The organism is Actinoplanes sp. G11-F43 (assembly GCF_050589265.1).
Taxonomy (GTDB): Bacteria; Actinomycetota; Actinomycetes; order Mycobacteriales; family Micromonosporaceae; genus Actinoplanes.
Genome location: NZ_JBNZCE010000017.1, coordinates 464896 through 486044 on the forward strand (window position 1 = coordinate 464896; position 21149 = coordinate 486044).

A 21149-nucleotide genomic window follows, 5' to 3' on the forward strand; every position below is an offset into this window, starting at 1 on the left:
GAAACAATGCCGGTGAGAAGTCGGCATTCAGACTGCGCTGTGGCGGTGGCCGCGGGTCCGGTTGGACTTGTCGGGGCCGGGAGAACGAGGATGAGCTCATGAACGACTGGACGGCCTTCGGGCGCGTGGATGCCGACGGCACCGTGTACGTGAAGACCGCTGAGGGCGACCGGGTGGTCGGCTCCTGGCAGGCGGGCACCCCGGAGGAGGGGCTGGCCCACTTCGCCCGGCGCTTCGCCGACCTGGTGACCGAGGTCGACCTCGTCGAGGCTCGCCTCAAGTCCGGCGCGGCCGACGCGTCGCACTCGCTGACGAGCGTCAAGCGCCTGCGGACTCAGCTGGACGAGGCCCATGTGGTGGGCGACATCGACGGTCTCGTGACCCGCCTGGAGCGGCTCGCCGGCCTCGCCGAGGAGAAGGCCGGGGAGGCTCGGGCGGCCCGCGAGGTGGCCCGCACCGAGGCTCTGGCCCGCAAGACCGCTCTGGTCGAGGAGGCGGAGACGATCGCCGCCGACGCCACCGGGTGGAAGTCGGCGGGCGACCGGCTCAAGGAGATCCTCGACGAGTGGAAGAGCATCCGCGGCGTCGACAAGAAGACCGACGGTGAGCTGTGGAAGCGGTTCGCCGCCGCCCGGGACGGCTTCACCCGTCGCCGGGGCGCCCACTTCGCCACCCTCGACGGTCAGCGCAAGCAGGCGCAGACCGCCAAGGAGGACCTGGTCAAGGAGGCGGAGAGCCTGTCGTCCTCGACCGAGTGGTCGAGCACGGCCAACCGGCTCAAGGACCTGATGACCGAGTGGAAGGCCGCGCCGCGGGCCGCCAAGGAGGCCGAGCAGCGCCTCTGGGAGAGGTTCCGGGCCGCGCAGGACGCCTTCTTCACCCGGCGCAGCGAGGTCTTCTCCGCCCGTGACGCGGAGTACCAGGGGAACCTGGAGAAGAAGCAGGCCATCCTGGCCGAGCTGGAGGCCGTCGACGTCGACGCGGACTCCCGGGCCGCGCAGAACAAGCTGCGCGACGCCCAGGCCGCGTGGCACGAGGCGGGCCGGGTGCCCCGCGAGGCCTCCGCCGGGCTGGACCGTCGCTGGCGGGCCGCCGAGGAGCGGATCCGGGTGGCGATGGACTCGGCGTGGCGCAAGACCGCCCCGCAGGACAACCCGCTGCTGCGCCAGATGCGCGACCAGGTGGCCGAGGCCGAGCAGCGGCTGGAGCGGGCCAAGGCGGCCGGCGACAACCGCCGGATCAAGGAGGCCGAGCAGGCGCTCGCCTCGAAGAAGCAGTTCCTGGCCCTCGCCGAGCAGGCGAACTGAGGGTTCCGGAACGGGACGGCCGGCTCACCGCCGGCCGTCCCTCTCCGGCTGTGCCCGGCTCCTCGGCGGCTTTCCTCCGCGGCTGGCTTCCTGATGGGGTCAGGCCACCGCGACGGTGAGGCGCCGGGCGCCGTCCGGCCAGACCCGCAGCACCTCACGGCCTCGCCGTAGGGCCCAGGCGACGGTCTCCGCGGTCCCGCCCCGGGCGCCGCACACCTCGCCGTCCCAGACCGCGATCAGGATGTCGGTGCGGTCGACCACGGCACGGCTGGCCGCCTCGTACGCGGCCTCGACCGGACCGCCCACCGCGATCCGGGACACCCGCCGGGCCTGGCCCAGCAGACCGGCCGGCGGCATCTCGGCCGGCCCGGCCGACAGCGGCACCGGCAGGATCACCTCAAAGGTCCCGCCGCACTCCCGCACCGCCCGCGCGAAGAGCTGATCGGCGCCCTCGGCCAGGCAGGTCACCCCGTGCACGCGTGGATGGGCGGAGAGCACCCGGACCAGCTCGTCGCGGATCAGCCGGTGCGCGAGCGGCTCCAGGTGGATGTGGCCGGTGACCCCGATCCTCGTCACACACGCCTCCGATCGCCGGCCGGAGGCCACCCCCCGGCTCACCCAGTGTGCGTCAGCCGTAGCTCAACGCAACACCGGATGTCAGGGATCTGCGGAATCCCGGTCAGTTCGTGCACCGGCTTGCGGCTCGATGCGAGCCGCAAGCCGGCACACGAACGGGGACCGTCTAGAGCGCGCAGCCCTCGGTCGCGGGCGGGAGCGGCGCCGGGACGCCGATCGTCGGCAGGCCCAGGGACACCCCCTTCAACTTCGGGGTCCGCCCGGCCTCCCACGCGTCACCGGCCCTGGTCCGGCGATGGCCGATCGGGTCGCCGTCCGCGTTCAGGTGGTGGGGCGCCGCGTACGTGATGACGGTCTCGACGACGTCGCCGGGCCGCGGCGTGGTGTCGCCGGTGGCGAAGTGCACCAGCCGGCCGTCCCGGGCCCGCCCGCTCATCCGGCCGGTCCGCTCGTCCTTGCGGCCCTCGCCGACCGCGACCAGGACCTCCACCTTCTCCCCGACCAGCTTCTTGTTCTCGGCCCAGGTGATCTCCTCCAGGGTGGCGATCAGCCGCTCGTAGCGGGCCTGCACCACCTTCTTCGGGATCTGGTCCGGCATCGTCGCGGCGGGGGTGCCGGGGCGGATCGAATACTGGAAGGTGAAGGCGCTGGAGAACCGGGCCTTACGGACCGTCTCCAGGGTCTGCTCGAAGTCCTCCTCGGTCTCCCCGGGGAAGCCGACGATGATGTCGGTGGTGATCGCGGCGTCCGGCATGGCGGCCCGGACCTTCTCGATGATGCCCAGGAACTTCTCCTGGCGGTAGCTGCGGCGCATCGCCTTGAGCACCCGGTCCGAGCCGGACTGCAACGGCATGTGCAGCGAGTGGCACACGTTCGGGGTCTCGGCCATCGCGGCGATCACGTCGTCGGTGAAGTCCTTCGGGTGCGGGCTGGTGAACCGGACCCGCTCCAGGCCCTCCACCTCGCCGCAGGCGCGCAGCAGCTTGCCGAACGCGAGCCGGTCACCGAACTCCACGCCGTACGAGTTCACGTTCTGCCCCAGCAGGGTCACCTCGGAGACACCCTCGGCGACCAGCGCGCGCACCTCGGCCAGCACGTCGCCGGGCCGGCGGTCCTTCTCCTTGCCGCGCAGGCTCGGCACGATGCAGAAGGTGCAGGTGTTGTTGCAGCCCACCGAGATGGAGACCCAGCCGGCGTAGGTCGACTCGCGCTTGGTCGGCAGCGTGGACGGGAAGACCTCGAGCGACTCGAGGATCTCGACCTGCGCCTCCTCGTTGTGCCGGGCGCGCTCCAGCATCGCCGGCAGGGAGCCGATGTTGTGGGTGCCGAAGACGACGTCGACCCAGGGGGCCTTCTTGACGATGTCGCCCTTGTCCTTCTGAGCCAGGCAGCCGCCGACCGCGATCTGCATCCCGGGGTTCTTCAGCTTGGTCGGGCGCAGGTGGCCGAGGTTGCCGTAGAGGCGGTTGTCGGCGTTCTCCCGGACCGCGCAGGTATTGAAGACGACCACGTCGGCCGCGTCGGCCACGGCGGCGCGCACGTAGCCCGCGTCCTCCATCAGGCCGGAGATCCGCTCGCTGTCGTGCACGTTCATCTGGCAGCCGTAGGTGCGCACGTCGTAAGTGCGCGGGGCGCCGGTCATCTCGGTAGTCATGGCAACTAACGAGGCTACCCGTTACGCGGCGGCGGGCCGCTCCGGCGTCGGGCCGGGTTTGAACCGCGATCGGTCACACCCGGCCGCCGAGGCACAGGCCGGGTCGGCGCCGGTGCACGGCCGCAGGCCCCACCGCTCGGTGCCGTCGTCGGTCTCGCGCTCCTCGACGTGCACCGCGCGCAGGGTGCCGTCCGGCTCCGCCAGCACGTACCGGGAAGGGTTGAGGGTGTCGTCGGGCAGGAGCACCGCCGACCGCAACCGGACCGCGACGGCGCTGGCGACGGTCTCCTCGGCCACCCCGGCAGGGGTCAGGTAGACGTCGAGCGTCGTCGGGAAGTCACCGCCGACGTGGTAGACGTCGCACAGCAGATCCGCGCCGGGCACCATGCCGTGCACCGGGCGCTCCAGCGCGCCGGCCAGCGCTCCTGTCACGCGTGCGGGCTCGATCCAGCCGGCGATGCACCAGTTCCACGGGCCGTCCGCCATGAGGTCCATGGTCCAGATCCCTTCCTCGGCGCAGGAACGGAGTTACCGCTCCGTGACCATTCTCGACACGTTCCGATACGGAGCTGCCCATAGGGTGTGTCCATTCGAGTGAACCGACAACGAGTGGATGGACCAGGGGTGACAGGCGAGGCTCTCATCGTTCTGGAGAACGTCAACAAGTGGTTCGGGCCCTTGCACGTGCTGCAGGACGTTGACCTCTCTGTGGCGCGTGGCGAGGTGGTGGTGGTGATCGGGCCCTCCGGGTCCGGCAAGTCCACGCTGTGCCGCGCCATCAACCGGCTGGAGCCGATCAACTCCGGCACCATCGTCTTCGACGGGCAGCCACTGCCGGCCGAGGGCCGCGCACTGGCCAAGCTGCGCAGCGAGGTGGGGATGGTGTTCCAGTCCTTCAACCTCTTCGCGCACAAGACGATCCTTGAGAACGTCATGCTCGGCCCGATGAAGGTCCGCAAGGAGAAGCAGGCGGTGGTCCGCGAGCGGGCCATGTCCCTGCTGGAGCGGGTCGGCATCGCCAACCAGGCGGACAAGTACCCGGCTCAGCTCTCCGGCGGGCAGCAGCAGCGTGTCGCCATCGCGCGGGCGCTGGCCATGCAGCCCAAGGCGCTGCTGTTCGACGAGCCGACCAGCGCGCTCGACCCGGAGATGGTCGGCGAGGTGCTGGACGTGATGACGTCGCTGGCCCGCGAGGGCATGACCATGGTGGTCGTCACCCATGAGATGGGTTTCGCCCGCCACGCCGCCGACCGGGTCGTCTTCATGGCCGACGGTCAACTGGTCGAGCAGGCCGCTCCGGAGGAGTTCTTCGCCAACCCGCGCAGTGAGCGGGCGCGGGACTTCCTCTCCAAAATCCTCACGCACTGAGCGCCCTCGGGTCCGCCACACGACGGCGGACCCGATCGAAGAAGGAGATATGTATGCGTTTCACTCGTGTAGCCGCCCTGGCGACCGCCGCGGCTCTGACCTTCGGTATGACCGCCTGTGGTGGCGACAGCGAGTCGGGTGACACCGGTTCCACCGGCGGCGAGACCAAGAGCTTCACCGCCGGCAGCACCATGGACCGGCTGAACAAGGCCGGCGCGATCAAGGTCGGCACCAAGTTCGACCAGCCCGGCTTCGGCCTCAAGGGCCTGTCCGGCAAGCCCGAGGGCTTCGACGTCGAGGTCGCGAAGATCATCGTCAAGGAGCTCGGCATCTCCGACGACAAGATCGAGTATGTCGAGACCCCGTCGAAGGTCCGCGAGGACGTCATCGTGAACGGGACGGTCGACTTCGTGGTCGCCACCTACACGATCAACGACCTCCGCAAGGAGCGCATCGCGTTCGCCGGGCCGTACTACGAGGCCGGCCAGAACATCCTGGTCAAGGCGGACGACACCTCGATCACCGGCCCGGACTCCTTCAAGGCCGGCGACAAGAAGGTCTGCTCGGTCACCGGCTCCACCCCGGCCGAGACGATCAAGACCTCGGTCAAGGACGTCGCCAGCCAGCTGGTGCTCTTCGACACCTACGACAAGTGCGTCGCCGCTCTCGACGGTGGCCAGGTCAACGCGGTGACCACCGACAACGTCATCCTCCTCGGCTACATCGCCAAGAACGAGGGCAAGTACAAGCTGGCCGGTGAGAACTTCACCAAGGAGCCGTACGGCATCGGCGTGAAGAAGGACGACACCGACTTCCGCAACTTCATCAACGACACGCTGGAGAAGGCGTACGCCGACGGCAGCTGGAAGAAGGCCTGGGACGACACCGCCGGCAAGTTCGGCGCCGAGCTCGGCACCGCTCCCGCCGTCAACCGTTACTGATCCTCACCAGCTGATCCGGGGAGTTTCCGCCCGTGAGTGTGTTAGTTGACAAGTTCGACGTCTTCGCGGGCGGTTTCTGGCTCACCTTCCAGATCTGCGTGCTCGCTGCGATCGGCGCCCTCGTCCTGGGCGCCGTCGTGGCGGTCCTCCGCATCTCGCCGGTGCCCCCGCTGCGGGGCATCGGCACCGCGTACGTCACGATCTTCCGGAACATGCCACTGACCGTGGTGATGTTCTTCGCCGCCTTCGGGCTGCCGGTGCTCGGCTCCAACGCCGACTTCCTGCGCATCCCGGTGATCGACCAGATCTTCACCCGGCTCGGCACCGACCTGCCGTACTTCCGCTTCGCCCTGATCGCGCTGGTGCTCTACACCGCCGCGTTCGTCTGTGAGGCGCTGCGCTCCGGCGTCAACGCGGTCTCGCCCGGCCAGGCCGAGGCGGCCCGCTCGCTGGGCCTCACCTTCGGCCAGAACCTGCGGTATGTGGTGCTGCCGCAGTCCTGGAAGGCCTCGATCGTGCCGCTCGGCTCGGTCATCATCGCGATGATCAAGAACTCGGCGCTGATCGGCTTCTTCGGCGTCGTGGGCGACCTCTCCGCCAGCGCGGACCAGCTCACCGGAGCCGAGGGCTACCCCTTCGTCCCCGTCGCCATCGGCATCTCGATCGGATACCTGATCATGACCGTCCCCCTCGGGGCCCTCCTGGACCGGATCGAGCGGCGGCAGGCGGTGGCGGCCCGATGAGCCAGCAGACCGTCCTCTACGACATCCCCGGCCCCCGGCAGCGGCGGCTCACCCTGATCATCAGCGTGCTGGCCACCCTGCTCGTGCTGGCCGGCGGGTATTTCCTGGTCTACCAGCCCCTCGACGAGAAGGGGCAGCTGGACATGGAACTGTGGGGTCCGCTGATCGACCCCTCGAACGAGAACTTCAGCCTGGTCTGGGCCCGGATCTGGGTCGGCGTGCAGAACACCCTGATCGCCGCCGTACTGGCGATCATCGCGTCGCTGATCATCGGCACCCTGGTGGCCATCCTGCGGATCCAGCTCAAGAGCCTGGCCACCCGCAGGTTCACCGGCTCCGCGCTGCCCCTGTCGTACCTGCTGCGCGGGCTCAGCGTCGGCCTGGCCGGGCTCACCCGGGTCTGCGTCGAGGTCTTCCGGGGCCTCCCGGTGGTCATCACGATCTTCTTCGTGGCCCGCGGCTTCCCCGAGTTCGGCATCACCATGGACACCCTGTGGTATCTGGTGATCGGCCTGACCATCTACAACGGCGTGGTGATCGCCGAGATCCTGCGCTCCGGCATGGAGGGCCTGCCGCCCGGCCAGCGCGAGGCGGCCGTCGCGATCGGGCTCTCACCGTTCCAGACGACCAGCCTGATCCTGCTGCCGCAGGCGTTCCGGATCATGCTGCCGGCGCTGATCAGCCAGCTCGTGGTGGTCCTCAAGGACACCTCGCTCGGCTTCATCATCTCCTACGAGGAGACGCTGAACATCGGCAAGCAGATCATCGGCGTGCTGAGCAACCCGATCCAGGTGTACGTGGTGATCGCGGTGCTGTTCATCCTGGTCAACTACTCGCTGTCGAAACTCGCCCAGTACGTCCAGCACCGTCTCGCCCGCGGCCGCAAGACCGCCGACCTGCCGGTTGCTCCCGCCACCGTCGAAACCGGCGCGGCCGTCTGACCCGCTACCGGGCCAGCTCCGTCACCCTGGACTCACGGACCACGGTGACCCGGATCTGGCCCGGATAGGTCAGCTCCTCCTCGATCTGCTTGGCCACATCCCGGGCCAGCACCGCGGCGCCGATGTCGTCGATGTCGTCCGGCCGCACCATCACCCGGATCTCCCGGCCCGCCTGCATGGCGAAGACCTTCTCCACGCCCAGCTTGCCGCCGGCGATCTCCTCGATCCGCTCCAGCCGCTTGACGTACGCCTCCAGGCTCTCCCGCCGGGCACCCGGCCGGCCCCCGGAGCACGCGTCCGACGCCTGCGTCAGCACCGCCTCGATGGTCTGCGGCGGCACCTCGTTGTGGTGCGCCTCGATCGCGTGCACGATGTCCTCGTGCTCGCCGTACTTGCGGGCCAGATCAGCGCCGATCAGCGCGTGCGAGCCCTCCACCTCGTGGGTAAGCGCCTTGCCGATGTCGTGCAGGAACGCCGCCCGCTTCATCGTCGGCACGTCCAGCCGCAGCTCAGCCGCCATGATCCCGGCGATGTGCGCGGTCTCCACCAGGTGCTTCAGCACGTTCTGGCCGTAACTCGTCCGGTACCGCAGGCGGCCCAGCAACTTCACCATCTCCGGGTGGATGCTGGTGATCCCCACATCGACGAGCGCCTCCTCGGCGGCCCGGTCACAGAGCCGGTCCACCTCGTTCTTGGCGCTCTCGAAAACCTCCTCGATCCGGTGCGGGTGAATCCGCCCGTCCAGCACCAGCTTCTCCAGCGTCAGCCGGCCCACCTCCCGGCGCACCGGATCGAAGCAGGACAGCAGCACCGCCTCCGGAGTGTCGTCGATGATCAGGTTCACCCCGGTGGTCGACTCGAACGCCCGGATGTTGCGGCCCTCACGGCCGATGATCCGGCCCTTCATCTCGTCACTCGGCAGATGCAGCACACTGACCACGCTCTCCGCGGTCTGCTCACTCGCGATCCGCTGAATCGCGTCCACCACGATGTGCCGGGCCCGGGTGTCCGCGGTGCTCTTCGCCTCGGTCTCGATGTCCCGGACCAGGATCGCCGCCTCCCGCTTCGCCTGGCCCTCGATCGCCTCGATCAGCTCGCCCTTCGCGGTCTCCACCGTCAACCCGGCGATCCGCTCCAGCTCCCGGCGCTTGGCCTCCTCCGCCTTCGCCAGCTCCGCCTCACGACGCGACAGGGCCGACTCCCGCTTCGACAGATCCGACTCCAGGGCGGCCAGGCGGCGCTCCCGCTCCACCAGGCGCTCCACCTCCTCGCCGTGCAGGCGCTCCCGCTCGTCGATCCGCGCCGCCCGGCGCTCCACCTCCGCCGACTGTTCCTTCACGGTGGCGTTCAGCAGGGCGATCTCCCGCTCACCGGACCGGCGGGCGGCCGCCCGCAACTGCTCGGCGTCCGTCTCGGCCTGCCGGTGGGCGTGCTCCAGAATCGTGTCGGCCTCACCGTGCGCCGTCTCCAGCACCCGGCGCGCCTCCGCCCGTGCGGCACTGGCCTCGGCCTTCGCGGCGGCGGTCTCCGCCCGTACCGAAGCGGCCTTGGCGTTCGCGTCCTCGACCTTCGCCTGGGCGTCGCCGACCGCCTGGTCCTGACGCTCCTGGGCCACCTGGCGGTCGGAGCGGAGCTGGCGCAGCGCCCGGGTACCGAGGAACAGCCCGGCTATCACCAGTGCGGCAAGCACGATGATCGCAACCACGAGCACCCAGTCCACGGGATCCATGTCGCCGCGTCTCCCTTCGCCGCCGGCGCGGTGCACACGCGCGCGAGCATCTCTACGGGATGCCCGACCAAGGCAGCTGACCGCGGGCGGCAACGGGCCCTTACGTACGCGACCCGCCTTCGGCCACCCCGAGCCTCCAGTCTCCGTCCGAACGGCCTCGCCCGCCCGGCTCGCGATCACCGCGATCGCACAGCCGGTGCGGTTCCCGCCCGATCCGGGCCGATCTCCGGCCATGGCTGTCCCAGGCGCCGCCGCAGACGTGCGCCGTCCGGCCGCGACCGTCCCGGTCACAGCTGTCCGGTCGCTCCGGGCCAGGCTGGTCGGCCGACACCATCCGGCGTCGCCCGGCCTGACTTCGGCACGTCCGGGACGTTCGAGCGGTCCGCCCGCTGGGCCACCCACCGGTTGCCAGCTTGCAGATCACCCGCCAGCCCGCGGATCACCCGCCGGTTGGTGGATCACCCGCCGGTTGGTGGATCACCCGCCGGTTGGTGGATCACCCGCCGGTTGGTGGATCGCCTGACCGTTACCGGTCGGCGGCACCCGTCAGCTTTCGGCCGGCATCCGGTGGATCACCTGCCGGTCGTCCGGCGTCCGGTGAACCGGCTGCCTTTGGCCGCAGCCCTGGCTTCCGGCTGCCTTTCGGCATCCTGCTTCCATCCGGCTTTCGGCTGGCTGCTGGCTTCCGGCTGCTGGCTTCCGGCTGCTGGCTTCCGGCTGCTGGCTTCCGGCTGCTGGCTTCCGGCTGCTGGCTTCCGGCTTCCGGCTTCCGGCTTCCGGCTTCCGGCTTCCGGCTTCCGGCGGGTCGCTTATCAGCCATCGGCTCACGCTTGTCGCGTTCGCCTTCGGCCGACGGGCTGAGGCTCGATCCGGTGTGAACCGGCCGGACGCCTCGTCGCCACCGGATGCCCGACTTGTGGTGCCTGGTCGAACGCCGTTGTCTCGACGTTCGCCCCGGCTCCGCCCGCCGAGGCCACCACCCGGTCGACACCGCCCGAAGATCACCGAGTGATCGCCCGTGCGATGTCTCCCTGCGTAGCCACGCCTTGGCAGTCGTCTCACCGAACGGGATGGTTCGTTACCGTCCGTGGGATACAGCGATGCCTCGGGCGGATGTCGCCGCCCGAGACGCCCGGTGATTCCCCCGGTCCGGCACGAATCGCCCACCGGTGAGCCGGCCGTCAGCCGCTCGATCAGGAGTGTGTGGAGTTGTGGGGTTGACCGCCGGTATGTCGCGCCGTCAGCCGCGCGGTCAGCGGCTGACAGAGGCATCGCCCGAGCGGCTGACCGCTCAAGTGATGCCGTAATGTAATGCGATCTATGTTGTGCCTGTTGCATGCGATGGTCGAACAAACCTTGTGTAACGCGAGGTTAGGTCGCAAGCACCGGTTCGGTCAAGGACTCATGATTCGGCAGCGGATGGGACGTACGGCACAGACTTGCTTACGCCCAGCTCACGATCCCACGGGACATTCCCGACGTACCGTGTGATCACGCCACGTTGATCTCGCCGCGACCATCATCGCCATCTCCGCCGCACCAACGTCGGCGACACGGAGCGTGACAGATGAAGGTGGTGACGGAGCGTATCAGTCATCCCGCCCACAAAACCGCCGAGTGATATCCCGCCGAATAGGTACCAGAGGAGCATTCCTCACATCGGAACTATATCGGCGACGCCCCCAAGACCCGACCGCAACGCCAACCCCTGCCGCGGTACGGGGTAATCAAGCCCACAACACCCACCGCCACCGTCTCCACGGCCGTGAGACCCACCTCTTCAGGCAGTCCCGCAACTCCCGGCGGTCCGGATCTCCCGGGCAGTCCGGATCTCCCGGGCAGTCCGGATCTCCCGGGCAGTCCGGATCTCCCGGGCAGTCCGGATCTCCCGGGCAGTCCGGATCTCCCGGGCAGTCCTGGACCTCGGGGACCCGCGTCTCCGGGTTGATCCCGCGCCGCCAACCGGCCTCGGTCCCGCGGCTCAGAGGCCGGTGGACTCGTCCGCCAGGGCGTCGGCGTCGAGCGCGTCGGCGAACTCGGCCGCCTCCGCGTCCCGGGCGGCCAGCGCGTCTTTCACGGCCCGGATCGCGATGCCGGCCGGATAGCCCTTACGCGCGAGCATCGCCACCAACCGGCGGAAGATCGCGTCCGGTTCGCCTCGCGCGGTGCGCAGCTTGCGGTCGACAAGCGCCCGTGCCGCAGCCGCCTCGGCCTCTTCGTCAACCGTCTCCAGAGCCTCGTCGGCCACCTCGGCGTCGACACCACGCTGCCGCAACTCGTTGGCGAGCGCCCGCCGGGCCAGCCCTTTGCCGTGATGCCGGCTGGACACCCAGGCACGGGCGAAGGCCGCGTCGTCGATGATGCCGACCTCGTCGTACCGGTCGAGAACCTCGGCGATCACCTCTTCCGAGATCTCCTTGCGGATCAGGACCTTGGTCAGCTCGGCGCGGGTCCGCGGCCGAACCGCGAGTTGCCGCAGACAGATCTCCCGCGCGATCTCGGACTCGCTCCGTGGCGGCTCATTCCGGCCCGCGCCCCCACCACGAGCACCTCCACCACGAGCACCCCCGCCGGAAGCCTCCTTCCGGGACGGCCCCACACCGGATCCGCCGGGAGAGTCACTCCACGGCAGGCCGGCACCGGAGCCGCCGGGAGAGTCGCTCCACGGCAGGCCGGCACCGGCTCGGCCGGAACGCTCAGCCCCGGGTGGGCCGGCACCAGCCCCATCGGAAGCATCGCCCCAGGGCAAGCCCACACCGGATCCGCCGGAGACCTCGGCTCCGGACAGACCCGCAGCGGATCGGCCTGAAGCGTTGGACCAGGGCAGACTCGCGCGCACCCGCCCGCCAGAGCTTTCCTGGCCGGGCTCCGCGGACGGGCCCGAGCCTGGAAGATCGCGGCGACCCCGGCGCGCGGAGGCGCGCCGAGGCTCACCGGTGTCGTCACCCTCTGGATCGATGCTGGGCCGGGGCGGAATGGCATCCCATCCTCGCCCCGACCGTGCACCACGTCGTCCGGCCATCGCGGGTTACCGGATCAGAAGTCGACCGGCGGCAGCTCGGGACCACCGGCCGCATCGCCGGCGCCGGCCTGGCCGACACCGAGCTTCTCCAGGATCTTCTTCTCGATCTCGGCGGCGACGTCCGGGTTCTCCTTGAGGAATTCCCGGGCCTTCTCCTTGCCCTGGCCGAGCTGGTCGCCGTCATACGTGTACCAGGCACCGGACTTGCGGATGATGCTCTGCTCCACACCGACGTCGATGAGCGAACCCTCACGGGAGATGCCCTTGCCGTACATGATGTCGAACTCGGCCTGCTTGAACGGCGCGGCCACCTTGTTCTTGACGACCTTGACGCGGGTCCGGTTGCCGACGACGTCGGTGCCGTCCTTCAGGGCCTCGATGCGCCGGACGTCGAGACGGACCGACGCGTAGAACTTCAGCGCGCGACCACCGGTCGTGGTCTCGGGCGAGCCGAACATCACGCCGATCTTCTCGCGGAGCTGGTTGATGAAGATCGCGGTGGTCCCGGAGTTGTTGAGGATACCGGTGATCTTCCGCAGCGCCTGGCTCATCAGGCGGGCCTGGAGACCGACGTGGCTGTCGCCCATCTCACCCTCGATCTCGGCACGCGGCACGAGGGCGGCCACCGAGTCGATGACGATGATGTCGAGAGCTCCGGAGCGGATCAGCATGTCCGCGATCTCGAGCGCCTGCTCACCGGTGTCCGGCTGGGAGACCAGCAGGGCGTCGGTGTCGACACCGAGGGCGCGTGCGTACTCCGGGTCGAGGGCGTGCTCGGCGTCGATGAACGCCGCCAGGCCGCCGGCCTTCTGCGCGTTGGCCACGGCGTGCAGGGCCACCGTCGTCTTACCGCTCGACTCGGGACCGTAGACCTCGATGACACGACCGCGCGGCAGACCGCCGACGCCGAGCGCCACATCGAGGGCGATGGAGCTGGTGGGGATGACGGCCATCTGCTGGACCGGCCGCTCCCCGAGCCTCATCACCGAGCCCTTGCCGAACTGCTTGTCGATCTGTGCCAGCGCTAGCTCGAGCGCTTTCTCCCGATCAGGTGTTCCTGCCGCCATTCCCGCCACCCCTGTATTCGACTTCGCGTTCTTCGTCGACGAGCTTTTGTTCACCACGGTCGCCACGGTAGGCGAGGGGTACGACAAAAATCCTCCGCCCCGTCGTGTGCTGTGGATGACCGAGCCGCTGTGGACAATAGCCGAACACCTGTACGACGATCGACCGACACGCCAGAACGGATGTTCGAAAGCAGCTCAGCGTAGTTGCGAGGGCACCCGATCGGGGTATGCCGCAACCACCGCGCGCCAGATCGTAGCCGTTTCAACACCCTTAGTGATGGCCTCGTCTATCGTCCGGCCGCCGAGTTCCGTAAAGGCGTGATCGGCGGCGATGCTGCGGGCGTAGGCCGGCCCGAAGCTCTGCTCCAGTCGTTCCCAGAAATCTGTCAGACGCACCGGAAAAGGGTACCCACGCACCACCGGACGATCACGCCTCGCGAATCGGAGTCAGGCGACCGCCCGCGCCGCGATCCGGAGATCGTCGACCAGGCCGCCGTACGCCGCCTCGCGGTCGTCCGCCCGCAGCACCGCGGACGGGTGGATGGTGGCCAGCGCCTGGATGTCGGCCACCGGGAAGTCCTCCGGGTGCTGCGCGGAGGCCGGCCACGGCATCAACTGCCCGCGCGCCCGGGTCACCCGGAACGACGGACCGAGCAGGGCCTTGCCCGCGGTCGCGCCGAGGATCACCACCAGCTCCGGCTTGAGCAGCGAGAACTCGGCCACCAACCAGGGCCGGCAGGCGGTGATGTGGGCCGGCCCGGGCGTCTGGTGGATCCGCCGGCTCCCCCGCGCCTCGAACCGGAAGTGTTTGACGGCATTGGTGATGTACAACTCAGCGGGATCGATCCCGGCGTCGTCCACCGCCTCGCGGAGCAGCCGCCCGGCCGGACCCACGAAGGGCAGGCCCCGCTGGTCCTCGACATCACCGGGCTGCTCGCCCACGAAGACGATCCGGGCGTGCGGCGCGCCCCGGCCGAAGACCGTCTGGGTCGCGTCCTGATGCAGCTCACAGCCGTGACAATCGGCCGCCGACGACTTCAGCTCATCGATGCCCCGAGGGTGCGGCGGCACCCACTGCTGCGCGCCGACCGGCGCTCCCGTCCATTGCATGGCACCGTTCTACCCGCCGCCTCCGACAGAACGCGGGCGGGCCGCCCCGTACGGCGTACCCCGGTCATCGCATCGGATGGCCGGTGCCGGCCGGCTGGACCGCCGCCGCGATCGCCCGGGCCAGGTCAGCCGTCTCCTCGTGCGCGAGCGTGCTGATCGTGACGCGGATCCCCGGCGCGGAACCGATCCGGAAGATAGCTCCCGGCGCCACCGCCCAGCCCCGGTCCCGCAGCACGGTGACGGCGCGGGTCTCGTCCGGCACCGGGACCCACACGTTGATGCCGGTGTCGCCGAACGACTCCACCCCCTGTGCCCGCAGCGCCGCCGTCAACTCACGGCGGCGCCTGCCGTACGTCCGGGCGGCCCCCGCCACCAGGTCGGTCACCGCCGGGTCCTGCCAGAGTCGCAGCAGCATCCGCTGAAGGATCGTGGAGACCCAGCCCATGCCGATCCGCATCCGCCCGGTCACCCGGGCCACCGTGGTCCGGTCCCCGGCGAGGACCGCGATGCGCAGATCGGGACCGAACGGCTTGGACGCGGAGCGGACGAACGCCCAGGAACCGGTCACCGGGCCGATGCAGTGCGGCTCGTTCTCGGCCAGCTCGGCGGCGTGATCATCCTCGATGACCAGCACGCCCGGATAGGCGACGAGCAGAGTCCGGAGCCGCTCGGCACGCTCGGCGTCGACCGCCGCGCCGGTCGGGTTCTGCGCGCGGACCGTGACGATCACGGCCCGGGCGCCGGCCCGCAACGCGGCCTCCAGTGCCACCGGGTCAGGGCCGTGCCGGTCGACGGCGACCGGGGCCGGCCGCAGGCCCAGTGCCGCGAGCAGGTCGATCAGGGCGGCCCAGCCGGGATCCTCGATCGCCACGACGTCGCCGGGGCGGAGGTGGGCGGCCAGTGCCCGCTCGATCGAGTCGAGCGCGCCGGAGGTGACCACCAGATCCGACATGTCGATCGGGATGCCCTCGGCGAGCAGACGGAGTCTTGCGGCATCCACCAATTCCGGCATCGTGACCGCGGAGGCGTACCCCTGGGGTGGTCGCTCCTCCTCTCCCGCGGCGGTCAGCGCGGGCGCCAGGGACGGCAACAACCGCAGATCGGGCTCTCCGGAGGAGAGATCACGCAGCCCGGACGGGACCGGCGGGCGCAGATCGGCCCGGGACACCGCCACCGCCGGCCGGGACCGGACCCGGGTGCCACGCCGCCCCTCGGTCTCGATCACCCCGCGCAGGCGCAGATCCTGGTACGCCTTGGCCACCGTCGCGGGACTGACGTGCAGGGAACCGGCCAGGACCCGGACCGGGGGCAGCGCGGCGCCGGCCACCCAGTCGCCCCGGACGATGCCCGACTCGATGCTGGCCGAAATCTCGGCGGCGCTGTCACCGCTCACCTGATATTGTTCTGCCACACGAGGGATTCTGTACTAGTACAACAGCTAAATCAAGCATTCCACCAGCGGAGTCATCCCGAGGAGGCCTCGATGACCGCCCTCTACCCACCTACCCCGCGCACTACTGCGACGCGGTACCGCAAGCGGATGAGCTACGACCGTGAGGCCGCACACGCCATCCTCGACGAGGCGTACGACTGCGCGGTGGGTTTTGTGGTCGACGGCGAGCCTCGCGTCCTGCCCGACCTGCACGTGCGGGTGGACGACACCCTCTACCTGCACGGCTCCACCGGCTCCCGGCTCGGGCTGACCGCTCGTGGCGACGGTGTCCCGGTGTGTGTGACGGTGACCCTGCTGGATGGTCTGGTCTACGCCCGCTCCCAATTCAGTCACAGTGCCAACTACCGGTCCGTGGTCGCGCTCGGCACCGCGCGGCCGGTCACCGACGAGGCGGAGAAACTACGGGTGCTCCTCGCCCTGGCCGACAAGATCGGCCGGGGTCGCGCCGCGGACAGCCGGCCACCCGACCGTCAGGAGCTCGCCCAGACCATCGTGCTGGCGCTGCCGCTCGCCGAGGTGTCCGTGCGCACCAGGTCCGGCGGGGTGATCGACGACCCGGAGGACATGGAGCTGCCGCACTGGGCGGGGGTGCTCCCGCTGCGAGTGGTGCCCGGCCCACCGGTGACCGAGCCGGGGGTCGCCGCCGCCCCGCCCGCCTATCTGCCCGGCCACCCGTCCGAGTGGCAGACGCCGGTCGTGCTGGAGGGCCGCCACGTCCGGCTCGAACCACTCACCCCCGGGCATGTGCCCGCGCTGTTCGATGCCCTCGACGACGAGGAGGTCTGGCGACACATTCCCACCCCCCGGCCGCGTACGGCGGAGGAGTTCGCCGCCGACGTCGAGGGGGTTCTGCGCGGCCAGTGGCTGGGCCAGCGCTCCGGGTGGGCGCAGGTCGACCCGGCCACCGGTGCGGTGATCGGGATGACCACCTACCACGACATCGACACCACCCAGCGCGCACTCGGGATCGGCCACACCATGGTCGGCCGCCGGTGGTGGCGGACCGGGGTGAACACCGAGGCCAAACTCCTGCTGATGGAGAGGGCCTTCGACGTGCTCGGCGCCGAGCGGGTGTTCTGGTATACGGACATTCGCAACGAGCGCTCCCAGCGCGCCATCGCCCGGCTAGGGGCCAGCCGGGACGGGCTGATCCGCCGGCAGAGGCAGCGGCCGGACGGGAGCTGGCGCGACACCGTACTGTTCGCGATGACCGCGGACGAATGGCCGGCCGCGGCCCGGCGGCTGCGCGAACGACTGACGGCCGGATGACCCGCCCACGACCCGGGAGAGGCTGACCGATGCTCGGCATCACCGATTTCTGGACGTACGTGCTGGGCGTCGTGGCGATCATCCTGCTGCCCGGCCCCAACTCCATCTTCGTGCTCTCGGTGGGCGCTCAGCGCGGGATCCGGGCGGGCTATCAGGCGGCGTTCGGCGTCTTCGTCGGCGATGCCGTGCTGATGATCCTGTCCGCCACGGGTGTCGCCTCGCTGCTGCACGCCTATCCGCCGCTGTTCCTCGTCCTGAAGTGGGCGGGCGCCGCCTACCTGGCCTGGGTGGGGCTCAACATCATCCGCAGTTCCTGGCGGACCTGGCGGCAGCGCTCGGAGATCGCCTCCGCCACCACCGGGGAGACGCCACCCGGGATGCAGCGGCCGTTCCGGAGAGCCGCGGTGATCAGCCTGCTCAACCCGAAGGCGATCCTGTTCTTCGTGTCGTTCTTCATCCAGTTCGTCGAGCCGGGTTACCCACATCCCGCATTGTCGTTCCTGGTCCTCGGCGCGGTCGTGCAGTTCTTCAGCGCGCTGTACCTGTCAGCGCTGATCTTCGGCGGGCGTTACCTCGCGGGACAGTTCCGGCAGCGGCGCAAACTGACCGCCGGGGCGACGACCGCGGTGGGCGCGCTCTTCGTCGGCTTCGGCGTCAAACTGGCGACGGCAAGCCTCAGCTGACCGCCCCGCCTCACCCCACTCGCCTCTCACGTTCCGCCTCACCCCTCCTCACCCGGCCTGCCACACCGCGGCCCGGTCTTAACTCGCCCTGCTACACCCCGCCCTGCCGGCCCCGCCCTGCCTCGCTCTCGCCACATCCCGCTCCCTGCCCGCCACCCCAGCCTCATCCCGCGCTCGCTTCACCCCGCCCCACCCGGCCTCGTCCCGTACTCGCTTCGCACCGCTCACCCCGCTTCCCTCGCACCGCGCCGTCTCGCACCACCTCGCCTGACCGCCCCCGCCCCGCTTCACCTAGCACCGCGCCGTCTCGCACCACTTCACCTCACCGCGCCTCACCTCACCGCACCTCGCCCCGCACCGCCTCGCTTCACCTCACCGCACCTCGCCCCGCACCGCCCCGCTTCACCTCGCACCGCACCGTCTCGCACCCCCTTGCACCGCCTCGCGGGGCGGAGTCGGACCGCGTTCAAGTGGTCACCGGGGCGGGGAGTTCCGGTTGGCGTAGAACGTGCCCCGGATCATCTGGATCTTGACCAGGTCGGCCTTCCAGTTCTCGGCCGGAGTGCTCCAGCCGAGCGTGTAGGCCCGCCCGTCGATCACGAACCAGCGGATCCCGGAGTGCCGGAGCGCACCGGTTCTGGAGCGGTAGCGGAACTCCCAGTCGGCGGCCTTGTTCAGTAGTGGCACAGCGGCGATACGGACCAGGTCGTAGCCCTCGGGGTTGCCCGAGCGGGACACCCGGCGCTCCTCGGCACGGGACGCCGTCAGAGGATCGGAGGCGGGATCACGGCTCGGGTCGAGGCTCAACACCCGGGCGTTGGCCGGGCTCCGGAAACAGTAGGTACCGCCGATCCGCTGGTAGGTCCAACCGTCGGGGACCGCCAGATGGAAACCGGAGCCGTCCCTGAAATACGACCAACCGGACTGCAGAGTCCAGCCGTTGACTCCCCGGGTGGCGCCCTTCTGCGGAGTCTTCGGCAGGCCGGCGGGTGGGGCGGCGTCGCAGAGGACCGGTGAGTAGCGGGGGCTCTGTCCGGGCGTCGCGGGTTTCGAGGCGGACGGATTCCGGGAGCCGGTCCCCGCAGACGGCTGCCCGCTCGCCGGCGGCCGGAGCTCCGGCCGTGATGTGGCCGGCGAGGTCGGCCGTGATGTCGGTGGCGAGGTCGGCACTGGACCCGCGGTTCGCGGCTTCGCCGAGGGCGGCGAGGCCGAATCCGGCGGTGCCGCCCCCGATGACGTCGCCCCCGATGATGCGGTTCCTGGTGATGCGGTTCCTGGTGATGCGGTTCCCGAGGATGGGATTCCTGAGGGTGCGATTCCCGCGGACGTGGTTTCCGAGGGGTAGGCACGCGAGGGCGTGGTTCCTGAAGGTGGGGATCCGGAAAGGGCTGTCGGCGGCTTTGACTCCGTAGGCATCGCGGGTTGGCCGACAGCGGCGTCCGGGCCGCTCGGCTGGCCTTCGCCTGGGCGATGACTGCCCGGAATGTTCTCCTTTGGGCTCCCTGCGGTGGGCCCCTTCGGGCTGACCGGGTTGGTCCCGTTCGGGCTGCCCTTACCCGAGGGCGAACTAGCCGAGCCGGTTCCAGGCGGTTCGCCCCCCTTCGGATGGCTGGTGGGCGAACCGGGAGGCGGTTCCGGTACCGCCCGGTCACCGGGGGTCGACATAGTCGCGCTTTCGGGTGCGGTCGGAAGGAAGACCTGGACGCCCGTTTGGTTCAGTTTCGCCAGGTAACCGGCTGTCAGGCTGCCTCCCAGCAGCAGCACGACCAGGCCGGTGAGCAGCAGACGAGCCCTGGTCATTCGGAATCGCCTGGCCCGGCGGCCCGGCGGCCCCGGGGCATGAGAGGCATGCGTGGTATCGGAGGCATGCGCGGGACGAGAGACATGCATTGGATGAGAGGCATGTGCTGCCTCAGAGTCATGCGGGGTCTTTTCCGTCACGGCCGATTTCGGCTGAGGGCCGGCGAGAACCAGGTCCTGACCGGGTGACCGCTCCGGGTGAGCGGTCTCCGGCACCGCGGACTTGTGCGGGGGCTCAGATGTGGACACGGGCGCCGGCACGACCACGGTGGCAGGTGCGGGTGCGGGGGTGACTTCGGAGACCGGGCCGGAATGTGGGACGGGTGGGCTCATGGGCGCCGAGCCAGGGCTCGGGACCGGCGGTGTCGTGGAGGGCGGGGCCGGCGGTGTCGTGGAGGGCGGGACCGGTGGTGTGGTGGGGGCCCGGTCAGGGGTCGGGGCCGGTGGAGTGGGCGGCGGCTCGGGGCTTGGGGAGGGGTGGGGCTTGTTCCTCGTACCGAAAGCGGGTCTCCGGGGTCTGGTGGTTTCCGGTGTCTCGGGGACCGGCATGGGCGGACGGTGACCGGCGGAACGGGGTCGAGGGGACGTGCGCTGGGTGGGCAGGCGTGGGATCTCGCGGGGATCGGCGGCGACGATCATGCGGAGGCGGCGTTCGATCTCGGGGGCGGTCAGGCGGCTGGCCGGGCGGTAGCGGAGCAGGCCGCTGAGGACCGGGGCCAGTGGGCCGGCCCGGACCGGTGGGTCGGGGGGCTCGGTGGCCAGGGCGGCCAGGGTGGCCATCGCGGTCTCCCGGGCGTACGGCGAACGGCCCTCGACCGCCGCGTACAGCGTGGCGCCCAGGGACCACAGGTCCGATTCGACGGTGGAGGCGCCGTCGCGGGCGCGTTCCGGGGAGACGTATTGGGGCGAGCCCACGATCAGGCCGGGTGCGGTCACCGTGCCGTCGTCCACGAACGTGGCCAGGCCGAAATCGGTCAGCACCACGCGGCCGTCGGTGCCGATCAGGACGTTGTGCGGCTTCACGTCGCGGTGCAGCACGCCGGCCCGGTGGGCGGCGGCCAGCGCGTCCAGCACGGCCAGGCCGATCCGGGCCGCCTCGGCCGGGCCGTACGGGCCGTCCTCGTGCAGGACCTGCTGCAACGAGCGGGACGGGACGTATTCCATGACGATCCAGGACTGGCCGTCGGCGTACACCACGTCGTAGATCCGGACCACGTGCGGGTGGTTGAGCCGGGCCGCGCTGCGTGCCTCCCGCAGGGTGCGCCCGCGGAGACGGTGTTGTTCAGCGTCGGTCATCCACTCGGGTGGGACGACCTCTTTGACGGCCACGTCACGATGCAGCATCTCGTCGCGGGCCAGCCAGACCCGGCCCATTCCGCCCGCACCGACCGGTTCCAGGAGGCGGTACCGATCGGCGACGAGTCTCTGCCTGACCGCCATCGGCACCCACCCATCACGTCGGGGATCAGGATAATCAGGCACAGAC

At 70.2% G+C, this 21149-nt stretch carries 17 protein-coding genes; 7 read left to right on the forward strand and 10 right to left on the reverse strand.

Annotated elements, in window-relative coordinates:
• Nucleotides 1–98: 98 nt before the first annotated feature.
• Nucleotides 99–1307: a DUF349 domain-containing protein gene (locus ACQ0O7_RS20950; protein WP_430783823.1), complete on the forward strand. Its 1209-nt coding sequence runs from the start codon at nt 99–101 to the stop codon at nt 1305–1307.
• A 99-nt stretch (nt 1308–1406) separates the two neighbouring features.
• Here ACQ0O7_RS20950 and ACQ0O7_RS20955 read toward each other — a convergent pair whose 3' ends face one another.
• The 3 genes from ACQ0O7_RS20955 to ACQ0O7_RS20965 all read right to left on the reverse strand — a co-directional run bounded on the left by ACQ0O7_RS20955 (nt 1407) and on the right by ACQ0O7_RS20965 (nt 4032).
• The gene (locus ACQ0O7_RS20955; RefSeq protein ID WP_430783824.1) at nt 1407–1883 is read right to left on the reverse strand and encodes a hypothetical protein; all 477 of its coding nucleotides are present in this window, start codon (nt 1881–1883) and stop codon (nt 1407–1409) included.
• Between the two features lie 166 nt (nt 1884–2049).
• Nucleotides 2050–3537 (reverse strand): tRNA (N6-isopentenyl adenosine(37)-C2)-methylthiotransferase MiaB, encoded by a 1488-nt coding sequence (gene miaB / locus ACQ0O7_RS20960; protein WP_430783825.1) that lies wholly within the window; start codon nt 3535–3537, stop codon nt 2050–2052.
• 21 nt (nt 3538–3558) lie between these two features.
• Nucleotides 3559–4032, reverse strand: a complete 474-nt coding sequence (locus ACQ0O7_RS20965) for a hypothetical protein (protein WP_430783826.1) — start codon at nt 4030–4032, stop codon at nt 3559–3561.
• A gap of 129 nt (nt 4033–4161) precedes the next feature.
• Here ACQ0O7_RS20965 and ACQ0O7_RS20970 point away from each other — a divergent pair, with 129 nt between their 5' ends.
• From ACQ0O7_RS20970 to ACQ0O7_RS20985, 4 genes are read left to right on the forward strand one after another with little or no spacing between them, the layout of a single operon-like run.
• A complete protein-coding gene (locus ACQ0O7_RS20970; RefSeq protein WP_430783827.1) occupies nt 4162–4905 on the forward strand; it encodes an amino acid ABC transporter ATP-binding protein in 744 nt (247 codons plus the stop codon).
• Nucleotides 4906–4958: 53 nt separating this feature from the next.
• Nucleotides 4959–5846 (forward strand): glutamate ABC transporter substrate-binding protein, encoded by an 888-nt coding sequence (locus ACQ0O7_RS20975; RefSeq protein ID WP_430783828.1) that lies wholly within the window; start codon nt 4959–4961, stop codon nt 5844–5846.
• Nucleotides 5847–5878: 32 nt separating this feature from the next.
• The gene (locus ACQ0O7_RS20980; protein ID WP_430783829.1) at nt 5879–6589 is read left to right on the forward strand and encodes an amino acid ABC transporter permease; all 711 of its coding nucleotides are present in this window, start codon (nt 5879–5881) and stop codon (nt 6587–6589) included.
• Nucleotides 6586–7530, forward strand: a complete 945-nt coding sequence (locus ACQ0O7_RS20985; protein ID WP_430783830.1) for an amino acid ABC transporter permease — start codon at nt 6586–6588, stop codon at nt 7528–7530. Before ACQ0O7_RS20980 ends, ACQ0O7_RS20985 begins: the two co-directional genes overlap by 4 nt.
• 4 nt (nt 7531–7534) lie before the next feature.
• On the opposite strand, the gene rny is transcribed toward ACQ0O7_RS20985, so the two are convergent.
• The 6 genes from rny to ACQ0O7_RS21015 form a co-directional block, all read right to left on the reverse strand.
• Nucleotides 7535–9259 (reverse strand): ribonuclease Y, encoded by a 1725-nt coding sequence (rny, locus tag ACQ0O7_RS20990; RefSeq protein WP_430783831.1) that lies wholly within the window; start codon nt 9257–9259, stop codon nt 7535–7537.
• A 1981-nt stretch (nt 9260–11240) separates the two neighbouring features.
• Nucleotides 11241–11858: a regulatory protein RecX gene (locus ACQ0O7_RS20995; protein ID WP_430783832.1), complete on the reverse strand. Its 618-nt coding sequence runs from the start codon at nt 11856–11858 to the stop codon at nt 11241–11243.
• Nucleotides 11859–12295: 437 nt separating this feature from the next.
• Nucleotides 12296–13348, reverse strand: a complete 1053-nt coding sequence (gene recA / locus ACQ0O7_RS21000; RefSeq protein WP_317797347.1) for a recombinase RecA — start codon at nt 13346–13348, stop codon at nt 12296–12298.
• A 195-nt stretch (nt 13349–13543) separates the two neighbouring features.
• On the reverse strand, nt 13544–13744 hold the full coding sequence (locus tag ACQ0O7_RS21005) for a DUF3046 domain-containing protein (protein WP_430783833.1): 201 nt from the start codon (nt 13742–13744) through the stop codon (nt 13544–13546).
• Between the two features lie 51 nt (nt 13745–13795).
• Nucleotides 13796–14458, reverse strand: coding sequence for a UdgX family uracil-DNA binding protein (locus ACQ0O7_RS21010; protein ID WP_430783834.1), 663 nt, complete (start codon nt 14456–14458; stop codon nt 13796–13798).
• Between the two features lie 64 nt (nt 14459–14522).
• A complete protein-coding gene (locus tag ACQ0O7_RS21015; protein ID WP_430783835.1) occupies nt 14523–15869 on the reverse strand; it encodes an aminotransferase class I/II-fold pyridoxal phosphate-dependent enzyme in 1347 nt (448 codons plus the stop codon).
• 72 nt (nt 15870–15941) lie between these two features.
• On the opposite strand from ACQ0O7_RS21015, the gene ACQ0O7_RS21020 reads away from it, so the two are divergent.
• Nucleotides 15942–17180: a bifunctional pyridoxamine 5'-phosphate oxidase family protein/GNAT family N-acetyltransferase gene (locus tag ACQ0O7_RS21020; protein ID WP_430783836.1), complete on the forward strand. Its 1239-nt coding sequence runs from the start codon at nt 15942–15944 to the stop codon at nt 17178–17180.
• Nucleotides 17181–17209: 29 nt separating this feature from the next.
• Entirely contained in the window at nt 17210–17863 is a 654-nt protein-coding gene (gene leuE / locus ACQ0O7_RS21025; protein ID WP_430783837.1) for a leucine efflux protein LeuE, read from the forward strand.
• A gap of 474 nt (nt 17864–18337) precedes the next feature.
• On the opposite strand, the gene ACQ0O7_RS21030 is transcribed toward leuE, so the two are convergent.
• Entirely contained in the window at nt 18338–21103 is a 2766-nt protein-coding gene (locus ACQ0O7_RS21030) for a protein kinase domain-containing protein (protein WP_430783838.1), read from the reverse strand.
• Nucleotides 21104–21149 lie beyond the last annotated feature (46 nt).

Bases quoted from the DNA above. Each gene is read 5' to 3' on its own strand.
- recA (WP_317797347.1), bottom strand. From the start codon at position 13,348: ATGGCGGCAGGAACACCTGATCGGGAGAAAGCGCTCGAGCTAGCGCTG.
- ACQ0O7_RS20950 (WP_430783823.1), top strand. From the start codon at position 99: ATGAACGACTGGACGGCCTTCGGGCGCGTGGATGCCGACGGCACCGTG.
- ACQ0O7_RS21020 (WP_430783836.1), top strand. From the start codon at position 15,942: ATGACCGCCCTCTACCCACCTACCCCGCGCACTACTGCGACGCGGTAC.
- leuE (WP_430783837.1), top strand. From the start codon at position 17,210: ATGCTCGGCATCACCGATTTCTGGACGTACGTGCTGGGCGTCGTGGCG.
- ACQ0O7_RS21030 (WP_430783838.1), bottom strand. From the start codon at position 21,103: ATGGCGGTCAGGCAGAGACTCGTCGCCGATCGGTACCGCCTCCTGGAA.
- ACQ0O7_RS20985 (WP_430783830.1), top strand. From the start codon at position 6,586: ATGAGCCAGCAGACCGTCCTCTACGACATCCCCGGCCCCCGGCAGCGG.
- rny (WP_430783831.1), bottom strand. From the start codon at position 9,259: ATGGATCCCGTGGACTGGGTGCTCGTGGTTGCGATCATCGTGCTTGCC.
- ACQ0O7_RS20965 (WP_430783826.1), bottom strand. From the start codon at position 4,032: ATGGACCTCATGGCGGACGGCCCGTGGAACTGGTGCATCGCCGGCTGG.
- ACQ0O7_RS21010 (WP_430783834.1), bottom strand. From the start codon at position 14,458: ATGCAATGGACGGGAGCGCCGGTCGGCGCGCAGCAGTGGGTGCCGCCG.
- ACQ0O7_RS20975 (WP_430783828.1), top strand. From the start codon at position 4,959: ATGCGTTTCACTCGTGTAGCCGCCCTGGCGACCGCCGCGGCTCTGACC.
- miaB (WP_430783825.1), bottom strand. From the start codon at position 3,537: ATGACTACCGAGATGACCGGCGCCCCGCGCACTTACGACGTGCGCACC.